This window comes from Stutzerimonas stutzeri, assembly GCF_000935215.1.
Taxonomy (GTDB): domain Bacteria; phylum Pseudomonadota; class Gammaproteobacteria; order Pseudomonadales; family Pseudomonadaceae; genus Stutzerimonas.
The window spans coordinates 1-15212 of record NZ_JXXD01000159.1 but is presented as its reverse complement, the minus strand read 5'-3'; the positions used below and the strand labels follow the sequence as shown (position 1 = coordinate 15212).

Here is a 15212-nt window from a genome sequence, read left to right as displayed (position 1 = left end):
CCCTGCCGGAGATGCCGAACGGCATCGCCTGTCCTGATGGCAGCGCGGCTTAGCGAACCGGTTGCGCGCCGAGGTAGTCGCCGAGCACCAGATCGCGGCCCTTGGTGGTCAGGCCGATCACCTGGTACTGCTGGTGCGGCTGGCCATAATCCATGCCCGGCGAGCCCGCCGGCATGCCCGGTACGGCAACACCGGCGAGATCGTCGCGCTTCTTCAGCTCATGAATCGCCGCAACCGGAACGTGGCCTTCGACGAACTTGCCGTCAATCACACCGGTGTGGCATGAGCCCAGGCGAGGCGCGACACCCAGCTTCTGCTTGACCGCCGACATGTTGCTTTCGACGTGATCGCGCACCTCGAAACCGTTGGCCTCCAGGTACTTGATCCAGTCCTTGCAGCAGCCGCAGTTGGCATCGCGATGCACATCGATGACGTCCGCGGCGTGGGCCATGCCGGACATCAGCAGAGCGGCGAGTGCGGTGAGGTAGAGTTTCATGGGCTTCTCCAGAGCGATGTTCAGTTGCAGCCGCAACCGCATCCGGTTTTGCGGGGCGTCGGGGCAGGCGAGTCGGTGGTGACCTCGGCAGGGTAACCGGCTTCGTCGAGTGCGGCGATCAGCTCCGCGCTATCGGCCGTGCCGTCTATCCGGGCGACCCCGGCGGCCAGATCGACCTCGACGCGCTCGACACCCGCCAAGGGCTGTAGTGCCGCGGTTACATGCCGGACGCACGCGCCGCAGGTCATGCCGGATACCTTGAGTTGAATGCTGGTCATGGGATGGTCCTCGGTTAGCCAGTCTGGTAGCACTGGCTTGATGCTCAACCTTGACGCGATGGCAAGGTCAAGCATCATTTTTCTGAGTACCACGCTAACCCCGGCGGCCTGACAAGAGGCTGATCGGAAGATTACTTTTTTGTCAGCTTCGTGGCGTCCCAGCTGCGGGCACTGCCACACTTGCGGCGTCGCCACCGAAGGAACTCGCCGCCATGAAATTGCTGGTCGCTGAAGACGAACCGAAAACCGGCATGTACCTGCAGCAGGGGCTGAGCGAGGCCGGCTTCACCGTCGACCGTGTTACCAGCGGCACCGACGCGCTGCAGCATGTGCTGAGTACGCCCTATGACCTGCTGATTCTCGACGTGATGATGCCGGGCCTTGATGGCTGGGAAGTGTTGCGCCTGGTGCGGGCGTCGGGCAACGAGGTGCCGGTGCTGTTTCTGACCGCGCGCGATCGCGTCGAGGATCGCGTCAAGGGGCTGGAGCTGGGCGCCGACGATTATCTGGTCAAGCCGTTCGCTTTCTCCGAACTGCTGGCGCGCGTGCGCACCCTGCTGCGACGAGGCAACGCGGCGGCCTTGCAGACCCAGTTGAAGATCGCCGATCTGGAGGTCGATCTGCTCAAGCGCCGCGCGGTGCGGGCTGGCCAGCGTATTGACCTGACTGCCAAGGAATTCGCCCTGCTGGAACTGCTGCTGCGTCGGCGCGGCGAGGTGCTGCCCAAGTCGCTGATCGCTTCCCAGGTGTGGGACATGAATTTCGACAGTGACACCAACGTCATCGAGGTGGCGATCCGTCGCTTGCGTGTGAAGATCGACGATGGCTTCGAGCCCAAGCTGATCCACACCGCACGGGGCATGGGTTACATGCTCGACGAGCCGGACGCGCCATGAAGCGGCTGTCGCTGACCGCGCGGCTGAGCCTGATGTTCATGCTGGCGGTGACCGGCGTGTTGGCCGCCGCCGGTTACTTCTTCAGCCAGCTCAGCGAACATCACTTCGACGAACTGGACCGCCATACGCTGCACGAAAAGCTCGAGGCAAGCCGACGCCTGCTGGGGGAGCTGGACGACCTGCAGAACTTCGAGCGCGTTCGCCCACAGCTGCAGGCGCTGCTCGGCGGGCACAGCGAGATGCGCGGTTTCATTTTCGATGAACGCGGTGCACAGCTGTTTCCTCAGCCGGGCGTTGATGAAGCGGAACCGCCGCTACTCGGGCTGATCGGCCGGGAGGCGGGAGAGCTGACACTGGACGGCCACGTCTGGCGTGGCGAGGCCGGGCATCTCGCGATCGGCGCACAGCGGCTGACCTTGCTGATCCTGCTCGATGTCACCGCGCACAAGGCCTTCTTCCATACGTTCAGCGGCTGGCTATGGTCGGCGCTGGTGCTCTGTGCCTTGCTCAGCGGGCTGCTCGGCTGGCTGCTGGTGCGCAGCGGCTTGCGACCGTTGCGCGATGTGACCCAGGTGGCCGCGTCCGTCTCGGCCAAGTCGCTGCGCGAGCGCATCCCCGACGAGTCGACACCGGCCGAGCTGCAGCAGCTGGTGCAGGCGTTCAACGCCATGCTGGCGCGACTGGAGGACGCCTTCGTGCGGCTGTCGAACTTTTCCGCCGACATCGCCCACGAGCTGCGCACACCGCTGAGCAACCTGATGACCCACACCGAGGTGGCGCTGACCCGCGCGCGTACGCTGGATCAGTACCAGGACAACCTGCATTCGAATCTGGAGGAGCTGCAGCGCATGTCGCGGATGATCGACGACATGCTGTTCCTCGCCAAGGCGGATAACGGGCTGATCGTGCCGGACGCCAAGCCCGTCGCGCTGGATGCGTTGTGCGCGCAGCTGCTGGACTATTACCAGCTCTCGGCGGACGAGCGCGGGGTGCGTTTCGAGCTTTCCGGTGCCGGCACCATTCAGGGCGATCTGTTGATGCTGCGCCGGGCGCTGTCGAACCTGCTGTCCAATGCGCTGCGTTACACGCCCGACGGCGAGCGGATCCGGGTGACCATCGAGCGAGGCTCAGGTCACGTGACGCTTGAGGTGAGCAATCCCGGGGCGACCATAGCGCCCGAGCATCTGGAGCGACTGTTCGACCGCTTCTACCGGGTCGACCCGGCGCGCCGCGAAGGCAGCCCGAGCAATGCCGGGCTGGGCCTGGCGATCACCCGTTCGATCGTTCAGGCCCATCAGGGTGCGATCGGTTGTACGTCGCAGAAGGGCTGGACGACCTTCCACCTGGAATTCCCTGGCTAAGCGCGTGCTCAGCGCTGCAGCGGCACCGTCAGCAATACGCGTAGGCCGCCGGCCTGGCTGTCGAAGCCGAGGGTGCAGTCGCAGCGTTGCGCGATCGCCTGGACAATGGCCAGGCCCAGGCCGCTGCCACTGCTGGCGGCGTGTCGCCAGAAGCGGCGGGTCAGGTGCTCGAGATGCTCGGCGGCGATGCCCGGGCCCTGGTCGCGTACTTCGAAGCGTACTCGCTCGGCTTCAGGCTGCAGGGTCAGCGTGACGGCGCTGCCCGGCGCGGTGTGGCGCTGGGCATTTTCCAGCAGGTTGCGCAGCGCGGCGATGGCCAGCACCGGCGGCATGGCCAGCGGCGTGTCGGGCAGGTCCGCCGGGACCTGCAACAGGATTGGCGCGCCGTCACCGCCACTGGCGTCCTGAATCGCCAGTCGCGCGACCTCGGCGGCCGTGCACTGCAGGCCATCGTCGAAATCCAGACTGCCTTCCACCCGGGCCAGCAACAATAGCTGTTCCAGTGTGCGCTGCAGGCGGTCGGCGCCGGCCTCGGCGTTCGCCAGCGCCTGTTCGGCGGTGGCGCCTTCTGTCATGCGTGCTACCTGCAGGTGGGTCTTGATCGCTGTCAGCGGGCTGCGCAGTTCGTGGGCGGCGTCGCCGGTCAGCCGGCGTTCGCGTTCGATGGCCTGGGCGATGCGCTGGAACAGCTGGTTCTGCGTCTGCACCAGCGGCAGCAGCTCCGGCGGCAGGCCTTCGACCGGCAAGGGTTCGAGGGAGTCGGCGCTGCGTCGGGTCAGTGCCTCGCGAATCCGCCGCACGGGCGCCAGCCCTCGGCCCAGGCCAAGCCAGAGCAGACCCAGGCTGCCGAGCAGGGCGACCGCCACGGGCAGCGCCGCCGCCAGCAACACCGAGCGCTTCAGCGCGGCACGCTCATCCAGGCGGTCGGCCGTGGTGATGCGCAGCTCGCCTTGCACCAGGGTGAAGCTGCGCCAGGGCACGCCGTCGATCAACTGGTCGCGAAAGCCGTTCTGCTCGGCGTCCAGCTGCTGGTCGGGCGCACTGTGGCTGCGCGCCAGCACCTCGCCACGCAGCGAGCTGACCTGGCAGGCCAGGCCGTTGGGGATGCCCAGTTGCTCGGCGCTCAGACGCTGCGGCGGGCCGTCGCCGGGCACCGGCTGCGGCAACTGCACCAGCAGACCGGCGACCATGCGCGCCGAGGCGGCCAAGCGCTGATCGAGCGAGAGCATCATCTGGCTGCGAAGATCGACCAGCATCCAGGTCGCAGCCAACGTCCAGAGCAGCACGAAGGCCGAACCGAGCATCAGGGTCAGGCGCAGACGCAGGCTCATGGCGCGTCCTCGTCGCCTGCGAGGCCGAGACGGTAGCCGAGGCCCCGCACGGTTTCGACGATGCCGCTGCCGAGCTTGCGGCGCAGATGGTGGATATGCACGTTCAGGGCGTTGCTCTCGACGTCGTCGGCAAAACCGTAGACCGCGTCCTTGAGCTGCTCGCTGCTGAGCACCCGGCCCTGGTTGTTGAGCAGCGCCTGCAGCAGTGCCTGTTCGCGGCGCGACAGGTCGACGAGGCGGCCGTCCAGGCGTGCTTCGCAGCGGCTCGGGTCGTAGCTCAACCGGCCATGTTCGATGAGGTTGACGCTGCGGCCGGACATGCGCCGCATCAGCGTGTGCAGGCGCGCGGCCAGCTCGCGCAGGTCGAACGGCTTGAGCAGGTAGTCGTCGGCACCCGCCTGCAGGCCGGTGACCCGGTCGCTGACCGCATCGCGTGCGGTGAGCACCAGCACCGGTAGTTCCAGGCCCTGTTGGCGCAGGCGTCGCAGCAGGACGATGCCGTCTTCGTCGGGCAGGCCGAGGTCGAGGATCAGCACATCGAAGTGCGCCGTACGCAGCAGGGCTTCGGCATCCGCCGCAGTCGCGGCGTGGTCGACGATCAGGCCCTGGGCATTGAGCCCGGCGACGATACCGCTGGCGATCAGCGCGTCGTCTTCGGCAAGCAGCACGTGCATGGGAGGGTCCGCAGAAAAAGCTCAAGGATGGACCTTAGCGATTAAGGCAACGTTATGCAGCCGTGCGCTGGCGTTAGCAGGCCGTTGAAAAACTACCTGCGTTGCCATCGCAGCGTTAAAAACAGGCTCAAAATGCTCATTTACCGTTCGTAAACTGCGCTTTTTCGCCTGTTTTGCCTCGCGCTGGCGGCCTCGCCTACGTTTTTCAACGGCCTGTTAATGGCGCGTTAATCCCGTCGCGGCATGCTGCGCGGCAGTCATTTCTCGGCCAGGACTCTCATGCGCATATTGGTTCTTCTGCTGTTTCTGTTGGCGCCCGGATTGGCGCTGCCGGCCGGTGGGCTGTTTGGCGGCGGCTCGCAGGATGATTTTCTGCCGGTGGAAGAGGCGTTCGCGCTGACGGTCAGCCCGCAGGAGAACGGCGCGACGCTGCTGCACTGGCGGATCGCACCGGGCTATTACCTCTATCAGCAGCGCCTGCAGTTCGACGGCCTGCCGCCGGAGCGCCAGCCGCCGCTGCCCGAGGGCGAGCCCTACAGCGACGAGTTCTTCGGCAATTCGCAGATCTACCGCGACAGCCTCGAACTGCTGATCCCGCCGGGCGCGGAGAATAGTGTGCGTCTCGGCTGGCAGGGCTGCGCCGATGCAGGACTCTGCTATCCGCCGCAGACCCGCGAGGTGTCGTTGACTGGCAACGGCACGGCGGCAGCGCCTGGGCTGGCCGAAGATCAGGCGCTGGTCAGCGGCCTCGAAAGCCAGGCACTGGCCTGGAGCCTGCTGGTGTTCTTCGGCCTCGGTCTGCTGCTGGCCTTCACTCCCTGTTCGCTGCCGATGTTGCCGATCCTGGCGGGCATCGTGGTCGGCAGCGGTGCCACCTCGCGCCGTGGTTTTGCCCTGGCGGCGACCTACGTAGTCAGCATGGCGCTGGTCTACGCCGGGCTCGGTGTACTGGCGGCGCTGCTCGGCGCCAACCTGCAGGCGGCGCTGCAGCAGCCCTGGCTGCTGACCAGTTTCGCCGTGCTGTTCGTGTTGCTGGCGCTGCCGATGTTCGGTTTGTTCGAGCTGCAATTGCCGGTGACGCTGCGTGATCGCCTGCAGCGTGTCGGTGATCGCCAGCGCGGGGGCAGCCTCGCCGGGGCTGGCGCGCTGGGCGTGCTCTCCGGCCTGCTGGTCGGCCCCTGCATGACCGCACCGCTGGCCGCCGCGCTGCTGTTCATCGCACAGAGCGGCAGTGCGCTGCAGGGTGGCTTGGTGCTGTTCGCGCTGGGCCTGGGCATCGGCACGCCGTTGCTGTTGCTGGTGACGGTCGGCCAGCGTTTTCTGCCCAAGCCGGGCGCCTGGATGGACCGGGTCAAGGTGGTATTCGGCTTTCTCTTCCTCGCGGCAGCGCTGTTCGTTGCGCGTCCGTTGCTGGCCGACTGGCTGTGGCTGGGCCTGTGGGGCGCACTGTTGGTGGTGCTCGCCACCGCCTTGCTGCATGTGGCGCAGGCAGTGCAACGCCAGCGCGTGCTCTGTCAGGCCAGCGGCATTCTGCTGGGCCTGTGGGGCGCAGCGATGCTGCTCGGTGCCGCCGGCGGCGCGGATGATCCGCGTCGGCCGCTGGCGATCTATGCCGGCGGTGGAACGGGTGCCATCTCCGCCGAAGCTCACGCGCTCGGTTTCAGCGATCCGGCGGTGCTGGATCGTGAGCTGGCAGCGGCCAAAGCGCAGGGCCAGTGGGTGCTGATCGATTACTACGCCGACTGGTGCGTCTCCTGTAAGGTCATGGAGAAGGAGGTCTTCGGCAATGCCGAGGTGCAGGCGAGCCTGGACGGCGTGCGCGTGCTGCGCCCCGACGTGACCCGCAGCGACGCCGCCAGCCGCGAATTGCTGGACCGTTACCAGGTGCTCGGCCCGCCGACGCTGCTGTGGATCGGCCCGGATGGCGTCGAGCGCCGCGAACGCCGTATCACCGGCGAGGTCGGTGCCGGGGACTTTCTGCAGAACTGGAACCAGACCCGGGAGCGAGGTTGATGCTGACTGTGAATATCGGGCCGCTGGCCCTGGCGGTGCCCCATGTATTGCTGCTGGGCAGCCTGCTGCTGGCGACCCTGACCGGCTGGTGGGTCGGCCGCCGCAGCGAGCGCAACCCGGAGCGGCAGCTGTTTCGCCTGCTGCTGGTGGCGCTGCTGGTGGCTCGCCTGGCCTTTGTCACGCTGTACTGGGCGTACTACCGGGATGACTGGCTAAGCGTCATCGATATCCGTGACGGTGGCTTCATCGCCTGGCCCGGGCTGGTCGCTGCGCTGGCGTTGGGCATCTGGTGGGGCTGGCGCGACCGCGAACTGCGCAAGCCGCTGGGTATCGCGCTGACGGTGGGAATCCTCAGCTGGGGCTTCAGTAACCTGGCCTGGCACTCCTTCGAGCAGGGCACGCGGCTGCCGGAAATGGCCCTGCGCGACAACCAGGGTCGCCCGGTGGCGCTGGAGGATTACTCCGGCCAGCCGCTGGTGATCAATCTCTGGGCGACCTGGTGCCCGCCGTGCCGGCGCGAGATGCCGGTGCTCGCCGACGCCCAAGCCCGGGAAAGCGACACCCTGTTCCTGTTCGTCAATCAGGGCGAGGGGGAGGGGGAGATCAATCGCTTCCTGGAAACCGCGGGGCTGAGTCTCGATAACGTCCTGCTCGACAGTGGCGGGCGCCTCGGCCAGCACGTGGGCTCCACGGCGCTGCCGACCACGCTGTTCTACAACGCCGATGGCCGCCAGGTCAGCAGCCATCTCGGCGAACTCTCGCACGCCAGCCTGGCGCGCGCGCTGGAAAAACTGAAAGAGGAAGCTGCGCAGTGATTCGATTCAAGCCGTTACCCTACCTGCTGGCCGGCGTCAGCCTGCTGGCCCTGCCCATGGCGCAGGCCGAGGAATTGCCGGAGGCGATCAAGGCCGTCGAGGCGCGTGGCGCCGAGGTCGTCGGCAGTTTCGCGGCACCCGGCGGGCTCAAGGGCTATGCCGCGCGTTACAACGGACAGGGCATGGCGCTGTATCTCACCCCGGATGGCGAGCACGTGCTGATCGGCAGCCTGCTCGATGCCAAGGGTGAGGACCTGACCCGCGCGCACCTGGAGAAGCTGGTCTACGAACCGCTGGGCAAGGAAATGTGGACGCGCATGGAGAACAGCACCTGGATCGCCGACGGCAAGGCCGACGCGCCGCGCGTCATCTACATGTTCAGCGACCCGAACTGTCCGTACTGCAACATGTTCTGGAAGCAGGCCCGGCCCTGGGTCGAGTCCGGCAAGGTGCAGTTGCGACACATCATGGTCGGCATGCTGCGCGCCGACAGTGCCGGCAAGTCCGCCGCGTTGCTCAGCGCCAAGGATCCGCAGGCAGCGCTCAACGAGCACGAGGCGGCCGGCAAGGCGAGCAAGCTGAAGCCGTTGCAGAAGATCCCGGCAGCTCTGGAGAAACAGCTCACCGACAACCTGATGCTGATGAGCGAACTGGGCGCCCAGGCGACTCCGGCGATCTTCTATCTCGACGACAACGACCGCCTGCAGCAGCACCAGGGTGCGCCGCAGCCGGATGCGCTGGCGCAGATCATGGGGCCACGCTGAAGGATTGCTGCGGGTGGTCGCTGAGCTGTTTCGCGGCACATCCGCTTCAGCACGGGGCGGCGTTTCACTGCGAAGCGACTATCCGCTGTAGACATCATTGGGTGGGGCGCCATCAGAACAGATGGCGCGGCAGCCAGACGATCATCACCGCGCAGAAGATGCTGAGACCAATGCAGAACCACAGGAAGCGCCGCTGCCGGCGCTCCGGGGCGCTGTCGGCGTGTTCCGGCAGCGGCATGCCGCAGTTGCCGCATTCGGCTTGCTTCGGCGGGTTGTCCTGCTGGCAGTACAGGCATCTGGGCATGGCGGCGCTCCTCTCGGTCGGTAAAGCCTGACACGGCGGAAAATCCGCGGGCTTTGACGACGATCAACTCACTCGAACTGCTCGAGTCGCTGGCGATCGAGGATGGCGATCTGCCGGCCTTCCTGGGTGATGATGCTCTCGTCGATCAGTCGACGAATGATCCGCGAGAACGTCTCCGGCTGGATCGACAGGTGCCCGGCCACCAGCTGCTTGGCCATCGGTAGTTCGAAGCTGTTGCTGCCGTCCTTCACTCGCGCCAGTTGCGTCAGCAGATAGCGCACCACGCGGTGGGTGGCGTTCTTCAGCGACAGCGTTTCGATCTCGTTGATGCGCTGGTGCAGGCGCACGCAGAGCTTGCCGAGCAGGGCGAAGGTGAGGCGCTGGTTCGCTTCCAGCAGGCGCATGTAGGCCGCGTTGGAGAACCGGTAGACCTGCGACGGGCAGACCGCCTGGGCCGAGGCCACGTAGTTGGGCGTGTCCATCAGCATCATGGCTTCGGCAAAGGTCTGGCGGTTGCCGATGACCTCGAAGACCTTCTCCTGGCCGTCGGGCGTCAGGCGGTAGACCTTAACCGCACCGGAGATGACGAAGTAGAAGTTGTGTGCCGGCTCGCCCTGGTGGAACAGGTTGTCACCCTTGTCGAGGTTGAGCAGTTGGCTGGCATTGAGCAGTTCTTCCATCTGCTCTTCATTCAACGGTTCGAACAGGTGGTGGCTGCGGAGAATCTGGTGGTGTACGCGGTGAAGCACCATGCAAGGCGTCCTGTTTCAATTGAACAACAACAAACGTCGGCCTTCAGCCTAGCGCATGTGATGGGCGATGACGCAGGTTAGAAGTTGATGACGGTCATGATCTGGCCATACGCGGCTCAGTACCGCGTAGGCGATCAGTGCAGATGCGCGACGAATCCTTCACGCCATACCGGCTCGGCAAACAGCTGCGGATAACGTTCCAGTGCCTCGAAAATGCGCTGCAGGCCCTGTTCACGCTGCTCGGCGTCGGACAGCGCCTCGGCGCCCTTGAGCAGGTCGATCAACAGGCCATGCAGCGCATTGTCAGCGGCTTCCGGCAACTTGCAGTTGGCGATGAGATAGCTGGTCGCCGCTTCGATGTCGCGTTGCAGCGCGGCCGCCGACTCGTCACTGACCGGCTGGCCGGGGGCACTTGGCATGCTGCGTTGTACGACTTCGTGGATACGGGTCATGCCTTCGCGCAGAGCGGCGTCGGTGGCCCAGCGCTCGCCTGGCGTAGCTTGGGCGGCGACGGGCGTTGGGTGGCTGTGATCGTGTGCAGTGGCCGCCTGCGCCGTGCCGACGGCCATGCTCAGGGCGAAGCTGCTGGCCAGGGCGACGACCGAGGCCATTGCCACGCCCCAGGCGATAGGTTGCAGATACTGTTTCATGGTTGAGCCACCTCAATACGTTGTACGCCTTCATCGCTCGCTGTCGGCGCGGTCATTTCCGCGTTACGGAACAGCACGTTGTTCTCCAGGTGGATGTGCTGCATCAGGTCGCTGCGCATCTCCTCCAGCCCGCGATACAACGCGCGCCAGGTATTGCATGCGTTGGCCGGCGGGGTGATGTCGTTGGTCAGCGCTGCCAACTGTTCCAGGGCATTGCCGTGCTCCTGATGCTCGTAGCGCATTACCGAGATCGGCCCCTGTGCCTGCGGGAAGCGCATGCCGCGCTGCAGCATCGGGAAGAGAATCTGTTCCTCCTTCAGCATGTGGCTTTCCAGCTCCTGCTGCATGTGCCACAGGTGTTCGGCGAGACCGTTGGGGCATTCGGGGCGGCTGCCATGGACCTGCTCGACCCGGCTGGCCAGGCGAATCAGCTCCGGGAACTGGTCGCGATGCCGCTCATGGAAGCGCGCCAGGATGTATTCGATCAGCTGGCCAGCGGGCTCGGCGCGCCAGTCCTTCTCGGACTCTTCCGGCTCGAGGGCGAGCAGTGCGTCGGCGATGATGTGCGGATCGACATCGATTCGCGCCGCGGCCTCGCTCAGCGGCAGGTCGCCACCGCAGCAGAAGTCCAGGCGGAACTGGCGGAATACCCGGGTGGCACCCGGCACCGAACATGCGAGATTGCCGAGGGTCTGGTCGATTAGGTCGGTGGTCATGGCAGTGGTCCTGATGGATATGACCCGTCCATCGCAACAGCCGTGCCAGGCGCCGACACCGCGGAAACTGGCGGCTGCGACACGCTGCTGGTGGAAATTACCCGAAGCGGTTATGGTTCGAAAAACCATGAGGGTATCCAGCACCATGATGGCTGACGCACTGCTTGCCGACCTGACCACCGAACTGCCCAACGCGGTGCGCCTGCAACGTCTGGTGCACACCCTGCACCAGCACTTTCGCTGCGGTGCCGTCGTGCTGTTGCGCCTCGACGAGGACAGCCTGCGGCCACTGGCGGCGGTAGGGCTGGTGCAGGAGGCGCTGGGCCGGCGCTTCGTCGTAGCGCAGCATCCGCGTCTGGCGGCGATCCTCTCCCAGCGCGAGCCGACCTGGTTCGAGCCCGACAGCCGCCTGCCGGACCCCTATGACGGTTTGCTCGACGAGCACATCGGCGAGCCGTTGCCGGTGCATGACTGCATGGGCGTCAGCCTCTACGTCGAAGGCAAGCTGTGGGGTGCGCTGACGCTGGATGCGCTGCATGCCGGCACCTTTGGCGATGACGCCCGCTGCGACCTGCAGCGCTACACACTGGTGATCGAGGCCGCGGTGCGGGTTACCCGGCTGGAGCATGAGAATCGCGGTCTGCGCCTGGCGCGTAGCGACGTAATGGAAGCCGCACTCGATCATGGTGATGGCGAAATTCTCGGTCAGAGCGATGTGATCCGCGAACTGCTGCGCGAATTGCAGGTGGTGGCCGATTCCGAATTGCCAGTGCTGCTGCTGGGCGAGACCGGTGTCGGCAAGGAGCTGTTCGCGCGCTGGCTGCATCGGCATTCGCGGCGGCGCAACAAGCCGCTGGTGCACGTCAACTGCGCGGCACTGCCGGAATCCCTGGCCGAGAGCGAACTGTTCGGCCACGTCAAAGGCGCGTTCTCCGGTGCCACCACCGATCGGCCCGGTCGTTTCGACGCCGCCAATGGCGGCACGCTGCTGCTCGACGAGGTTGGCGAGCTGCCGCTGACGGTGCAGGCCAAGCTGCTGCGCACCTTGCAGAATGGCGAGATCCAGCGCCTCGGTGCGGACAAACCGCGCCAGGTCGATGTGCGCATCATCGCCGCGACCAACCGCAACCTGCGCGAAAGCGTGCGTGACGGGCATTTTCGCGCCGATCTCTATCACCGGCTGTCGGTCTATCCGGCGCCGATTCCACCCTTGCGCGAGCGTGGCAACGACGTGCTGATCCTCGCCGGGCACTTCCTCGAACTCAATCGCGCGCGGCTGGGGCTGCGCAGCATGCGACTGTCGCCGGCCGCCGAGCGCGCTCTGCTGGCCTATTCCTGGCCGGGCAACGTGCGCGAGCTGGAGCATGTGGTCAGCCGCGCGGCGCTGCGCCTGCTCAGCCGTGGCGCGTCGCGCAGCGAGATCCTGACGCTGGAGCCCGATCTGCTGGACCTGGACAGCCATGCTGTCGGTGCGGTCGCGGCGCAGGTAGCCGATGAGCCGGTAGTCGCCGACGAGGTGCTGCCGCTGCGCTACACCGTCGATGCTGCCCAGCGCCAGGCCATCGTCCGGGCGCTGGAGGCCAGCGGCGAGAACTGGGCGCAAGCCGCCCGTCTGCTGGATGTCGACCCGAGCAACCTGCACAAGCTGGCGCGACGGCTGAAGCTCAAGTAGCGCCCGTCGGCCGGCGAGAGTCGCAGACGACCTGCCATGGTCTAACCTCATAACACAACCGAGGAGAGCTCCATGGCACTGGACCAGAACGAATTCGAAGCGCTGTTGAGCGAGGCGCAGGCCTTCGCCGAACGCGCCGCCAGCGAAAACAATCCGCTGCACTATCGCGACGCCTTCGCTGCGAGCCTGAAGGCCATACGCCTGCTTGGTGAGGAGTCCGGCGCGTGGCGGCAGATGGTCGCCCGTGCCACCGAGGAATTCGAGGGCGACGAGGGCATTTGAGGCAATTGCTCGCCAGCCATGGCACAGCTGGCGCGCACCTTCCGCTGCATTTCGTCGCAGTCGCGACGTCCGAGCAAACTTGACCCCTATCAATGCTGGCCAATGGTCAGCTGCCTAGACTGCCGGCTGTTTTCCGTTCAGCCGAACGACCGCCACGCCATCGGTGCGTGGCGCGCATGTACCCGAATGTCTAGGAGTTGTCATGCACCTGGTCTGCCCGGCAGGAAGCCTGCCCGCGCTCAAGGCCGCCGTCCAGCAGGGCGCCGATGCCATTTATGTCGGATTTCGCGACGACACCAACGCCCGCCATTTCGCCGGCCTCAATCTCGATGAAAAGCAGCTCGACAAGGGTCTGCAGCTGATCCGCGAGAAGAGCCGGCAGCTGTATATCGCCGTCAACACCTATGCCCAGCCGGACGGCTGGAATCGCTGGCAGCGCGCCGTGGATCAGGCCGCCGACATGGGCGTGGATGCGCTGATCGCGGCCGACCCCGGCGTGCTCGGCTATGCCAGCAAGCGCCATCCCAAACTCAATCTGCATCTGTCGGTGCAGGGGTCGGCTACCAATGCCGCCGCGCTGGGCTTCTATCAGCAGCGCTACGGCATCAGCCGCGCTGTGCTGCCGCGGGTGCTTTCGCTCAAGCAGGTCAAGCAGGTCGCGGCGAGCAGCCCGGTGCCGATCGAAGTGTTCGCCTTTGGCAGCCTGTGCATCATGGCCGAGGGTCGTTGCCATCTGTCTTCGTACCTTACCGGCGAATCACCCAATCTCTGTGGCGTCTGCTCGCCGGCCAAGGCGGTGCGCTGGAGCGAGGAGCCGGAAGGGCTGACCTCGCGCCTCAACAACGTACTGATCGACCGCTACGCCGAAGGCGAATCGGCTGGTTACCCGACGCTGTGCAAAGGGCGCTTCATGGTCAATGGTCAGCGCTTCCACGCGCTCGAAGAACCCACCAGCCTGAACACCCTGGATCTGATCCCCGAGCTTTCCGCCATCGGCGTCACCGCGATGAAGATCGAGGGCCGCCAGCGCAGCCCGGCCTATGTCGAGCAGGTCACTCGGGTCTGGCGCGCGGCGCTGGACAGCTATCTCAAGGCGCCGCAGCGCTACGCGGTCGAACCCGGCTGGCGGCAGGTGCTGGACGGTCTCTCCGAAGGCTCGCAAACCACCCTGGGTGCCTACCATCGGGCCTGGCAATGAACGAGGAGTCACCCATGAAACTTTCTCTGGGCCCGGTGCTGTTCTACTGGGATCGCCAGCAGACGCTGGACTTCTACGCCAACATGGCCAGCCAGCCGCTGGATGTTATCTACCTCGGCGAAACCGTTTGCTCCAAGCGCCGCGCGCTGATGCTCGACGACTGGCTTGGTCTGGCCCGCGATCTGGCTGAAGCCTCCTCGGCGCAGCTGGTGCTGTCCGGCCTGACCCTGGTCGAAGCCGCTTCCGAGCTATCCAGCCTGCGCCGCCTGTGTGACAACGGCGAGCTGCTGGTGGAAGCCAATGACATGGGCGCGGTGCAGCTGATGTCCGAGCGCAAGCTGCCCTTCGTTGGCGGCCCGGCGCTGAACCTATACAACGGCCACGCCCTGGCCGAGCTGGTGGCCAGCGGCATGACCCGCTGGGTGCCGCCGGTGGAAGCCTCCGGCAAGCTGATCAAGAGTGCCCGCGCGCAACTGCAGGAGCTGGGCGTGGCACTGCCGGAAATCGAGATATTCGCCTATGGTCATCTGCCACTGGCCTATTCGGCGCGCTGCTTCACCGCCCGTGCCGAGAACCGGCCGAAGGACGACTGCCAGTTCTGCTGCCAGAACTATCCCGAGGGCATTCCGCTGCTGAGCCAGGAGGGTGAGGCGCTGTTCACGATCAACGGTATCCAGACCATGTCTGCAGCGGTCAGCAACCTGCTCGCCGACTACGCGGGTCTGGTCGACAGCGGTGCCGATCTGCTGCGCCTGAGCCCGCGCGCTGCCGGTATGGACGAGGTGGTCGCTGCCTTCGATGCGGTGCGCAAGGGCGCGCTGCCGCCGCTGGCGGTGGACGGTTGCAATGGGTATTGGCATGGCCAGCCGGGCATGCTGCGCGCCGAGGAGGCCGGATTATGCTGAATCCACGTGCCCATCTGGTGAATCTCGGCGGGCGGCTGTTGCCGCTTGCGGCCAAGACGCCATTCCTGCTCCAGCGCCTTGCGCTGGAGCGCAGCCTCAATCAGG

General features: G+C 65.9%; 17 protein-coding genes and 1 pseudogene. 10 read left to right on the top strand and 8 right to left on the bottom strand.

Annotated features, from left to right (window positions below; translation table 11 throughout):
- Positions 1–49: 49 nt before the first annotated feature.
- On the bottom strand, positions 50–496 hold the full coding sequence (locus tag LO50_RS16635; protein ID WP_044315681.1) for a DUF411 domain-containing protein: 447 nt from the start codon (positions 494–496) through the stop codon (positions 50–52).
- Positions 497–516: 20 nt separating this feature from the next.
- Entirely contained in the window at positions 517–774 is a 258-nt protein-coding gene (locus LO50_RS16630) for a heavy-metal-associated domain-containing protein (protein WP_044315680.1), read from the bottom strand.
- A gap of 212 nt (positions 775–986) precedes the next feature.
- Here LO50_RS16630 and LO50_RS16625 point away from each other — a divergent pair, with 212 nt between their 5' ends.
- Positions 987–1670, top strand: coding sequence for a heavy metal response regulator transcription factor (locus tag LO50_RS16625; RefSeq protein ID WP_014820951.1), 684 nt, complete (start codon positions 987–989; stop codon positions 1668–1670).
- A complete protein-coding gene (locus LO50_RS16620; RefSeq protein WP_041014517.1) occupies positions 1667–3031 on the top strand; it encodes a heavy metal sensor histidine kinase in 1365 nt (454 codons plus the stop codon). Before LO50_RS16625 ends, LO50_RS16620 begins: the two co-directional genes overlap by 4 nt.
- An 8-nt stretch (positions 3032–3039) precedes the next feature.
- Here LO50_RS16620 and LO50_RS16615 read toward each other — a convergent pair whose 3' ends face one another.
- Together LO50_RS16615 and LO50_RS16610 are read right to left on the bottom strand one after the other, a co-directional pair.
- Entirely contained in the window at positions 3040–4362 is a 1323-nt protein-coding gene (locus tag LO50_RS16615; RefSeq protein ID WP_044315679.1) for a sensor histidine kinase, read from the bottom strand.
- Positions 4359–5036, bottom strand: a complete 678-nt coding sequence (locus LO50_RS16610; RefSeq protein WP_041014515.1) for a response regulator — start codon at positions 5034–5036, stop codon at positions 4359–4361. Before LO50_RS16610 ends, LO50_RS16615 begins: the two co-directional genes overlap by 4 nt.
- A 279-nt stretch (positions 5037–5315) precedes the next feature.
- On the opposite strand from LO50_RS16610, the gene dsbD reads away from it, so the two are divergent.
- The 3 genes from dsbD to dsbG are packed head-to-tail and all read left to right on the top strand — an operon-like array spanning position 5316 to position 8628.
- On the top strand, positions 5316–7049 hold the full coding sequence (gene dsbD, locus LO50_RS16605) for a protein-disulfide reductase DsbD (RefSeq protein WP_041014514.1): 1734 nt from the start codon (positions 5316–5318) through the stop codon (positions 7047–7049).
- Complete coding sequence (locus tag LO50_RS16600; RefSeq protein WP_041014513.1) at positions 7049–7864, top strand: TlpA family protein disulfide reductase; 816 nt, start codon at positions 7049–7051, stop codon at positions 7862–7864. The genes dsbD and LO50_RS16600 overlap by 1 nt, the downstream gene beginning before the upstream one ends.
- Positions 7861–8628 carry a thiol:disulfide interchange protein DsbG gene (gene dsbG, locus LO50_RS16595; RefSeq protein ID WP_041014512.1) on the top strand — a complete coding sequence of 256 codons (768 nt, stop codon included), beginning with the start codon at positions 7861–7863 and terminating at the stop codon, positions 8626–8628. Before LO50_RS16600 ends, dsbG begins: the two co-directional genes overlap by 4 nt.
- 112 nt (positions 8629–8740) lie before the next feature.
- Here dsbG and LO50_RS16590 read toward each other — a convergent pair whose 3' ends face one another.
- The 4 genes from LO50_RS16590 to ytfE form a co-directional block, all read right to left on the bottom strand.
- On the bottom strand, positions 8741–8932 hold the full coding sequence (locus tag LO50_RS16590) for a hypothetical protein (RefSeq protein WP_041014511.1): 192 nt from the start codon (positions 8930–8932) through the stop codon (positions 8741–8743).
- A gap of 68 nt (positions 8933–9000) precedes the next feature.
- Positions 9001–9684 (bottom strand): Crp/Fnr family transcriptional regulator, encoded by a 684-nt coding sequence (locus LO50_RS16585; RefSeq protein WP_003299699.1) that lies wholly within the window; start codon positions 9682–9684, stop codon positions 9001–9003.
- Positions 9685–9818: 134 nt separating this feature from the next.
- Positions 9819–10334, bottom strand: a complete 516-nt coding sequence (locus tag LO50_RS16580) for a hypothetical protein (protein ID WP_041014510.1) — start codon at positions 10332–10334, stop codon at positions 9819–9821.
- Positions 10331–11050 (bottom strand): iron-sulfur cluster repair protein YtfE, encoded by a 720-nt coding sequence (ytfE, locus tag LO50_RS16575; protein ID WP_041014509.1) that lies wholly within the window; start codon positions 11048–11050, stop codon positions 10331–10333. Before ytfE ends, LO50_RS16580 begins: the two co-directional genes overlap by 4 nt.
- A gap of 145 nt (positions 11051–11195) precedes the next feature.
- On the opposite strand from ytfE, the gene norR reads away from it, so the two are divergent.
- The 5 genes and pseudogenes from norR to LO50_RS16550 all read left to right on the top strand — a co-directional run.
- Entirely contained in the window at positions 11196–12722 is a 1527-nt protein-coding gene (norR, locus tag LO50_RS16570; RefSeq protein WP_041014508.1) for a nitric oxide reductase transcriptional regulator NorR, read from the top strand.
- A 72-nt stretch (positions 12723–12794) separates the two neighbouring features.
- On the top strand, positions 12795–13004 hold the full coding sequence (locus LO50_RS16565) for a hypothetical protein (protein WP_003299695.1): 210 nt from the start codon (positions 12795–12797) through the stop codon (positions 13002–13004).
- Between the two features lie 202 nt (positions 13005–13206).
- The gene (ubiU, locus tag LO50_RS16560; protein WP_044315678.1) at positions 13207–14202 is read left to right on the top strand and encodes a ubiquinone anaerobic biosynthesis protein UbiU; all 996 of its coding nucleotides are present in this window, start codon (positions 13207–13209) and stop codon (positions 14200–14202) included.
- 14 nt (positions 14203–14216) lie between these two features.
- The gene (locus LO50_RS16555; RefSeq protein WP_041014507.1) at positions 14217–15107 is read left to right on the top strand and encodes a U32 family peptidase; all 891 of its coding nucleotides are present in this window, start codon (positions 14217–14219) and stop codon (positions 15105–15107) included.
- Positions 15101–15212 (top strand): annotated as a pseudogene (locus tag LO50_RS16550) (ubiquinone anaerobic biosynthesis accessory factor UbiT); the annotation flags it as partial. The gene LO50_RS16555 and the pseudogene LO50_RS16550, both read left to right, overlap by 7 nt.

Excerpts from the sequence above, each read along its gene's own strand:
- LO50_RS16635 (WP_044315681.1), bottom strand. The coding sequence starts at position 496 with ATGAAACTCTACCTCACCGCACTCGCCGCTCTGCTGATGTCCGGCATG.
- LO50_RS16630 (WP_044315680.1), bottom strand. The coding sequence starts at position 774 with ATGACCAGCATTCAACTCAAGGTATCCGGCATGACCTGCGGCGCGTGC.
- LO50_RS16625 (WP_014820951.1), top strand. The coding sequence starts at position 987 with ATGAAATTGCTGGTCGCTGAAGACGAACCGAAAACCGGCATGTACCTG.
- LO50_RS16620 (WP_041014517.1), top strand. The coding sequence starts at position 1,667 with ATGAAGCGGCTGTCGCTGACCGCGCGGCTGAGCCTGATGTTCATGCTG.
- LO50_RS16615 (WP_044315679.1), bottom strand. The coding sequence starts at position 4,362 with ATGAGCCTGCGTCTGCGCCTGACCCTGATGCTCGGTTCGGCCTTCGTG.
- LO50_RS16610 (WP_041014515.1), bottom strand. The coding sequence starts at position 5,036 with ATGCACGTGCTGCTTGCCGAAGACGACGCGCTGATCGCCAGCGGTATC.
- dsbD (WP_041014514.1), top strand. The coding sequence starts at position 5,316 with ATGCGCATATTGGTTCTTCTGCTGTTTCTGTTGGCGCCCGGATTGGCG.
- LO50_RS16600 (WP_041014513.1), top strand. The coding sequence starts at position 7,049 with ATGCTGACTGTGAATATCGGGCCGCTGGCCCTGGCGGTGCCCCATGTA.
- LO50_RS16590 (WP_041014511.1), bottom strand. The coding sequence starts at position 8,932 with ATGCCCAGATGCCTGTACTGCCAGCAGGACAACCCGCCGAAGCAAGCC.
- LO50_RS16585 (WP_003299699.1), bottom strand. The coding sequence starts at position 9,684 with ATGGTGCTTCACCGCGTACACCACCAGATTCTCCGCAGCCACCACCTG.
- LO50_RS16580 (WP_041014510.1), bottom strand. The coding sequence starts at position 10,334 with ATGAAACAGTATCTGCAACCTATCGCCTGGGGCGTGGCAATGGCCTCG.
- ytfE (WP_041014509.1), bottom strand. The coding sequence starts at position 11,050 with ATGACCACCGACCTAATCGACCAGACCCTCGGCAATCTCGCATGTTCG.
- norR (WP_041014508.1), top strand. The coding sequence starts at position 11,196 with ATGATGGCTGACGCACTGCTTGCCGACCTGACCACCGAACTGCCCAAC.
- LO50_RS16565 (WP_003299695.1), top strand. The coding sequence starts at position 12,795 with ATGGCACTGGACCAGAACGAATTCGAAGCGCTGTTGAGCGAGGCGCAG.
- ubiU (WP_044315678.1), top strand. The coding sequence starts at position 13,207 with ATGCACCTGGTCTGCCCGGCAGGAAGCCTGCCCGCGCTCAAGGCCGCC.
- LO50_RS16555 (WP_041014507.1), top strand. The coding sequence starts at position 14,217 with ATGAAACTTTCTCTGGGCCCGGTGCTGTTCTACTGGGATCGCCAGCAG.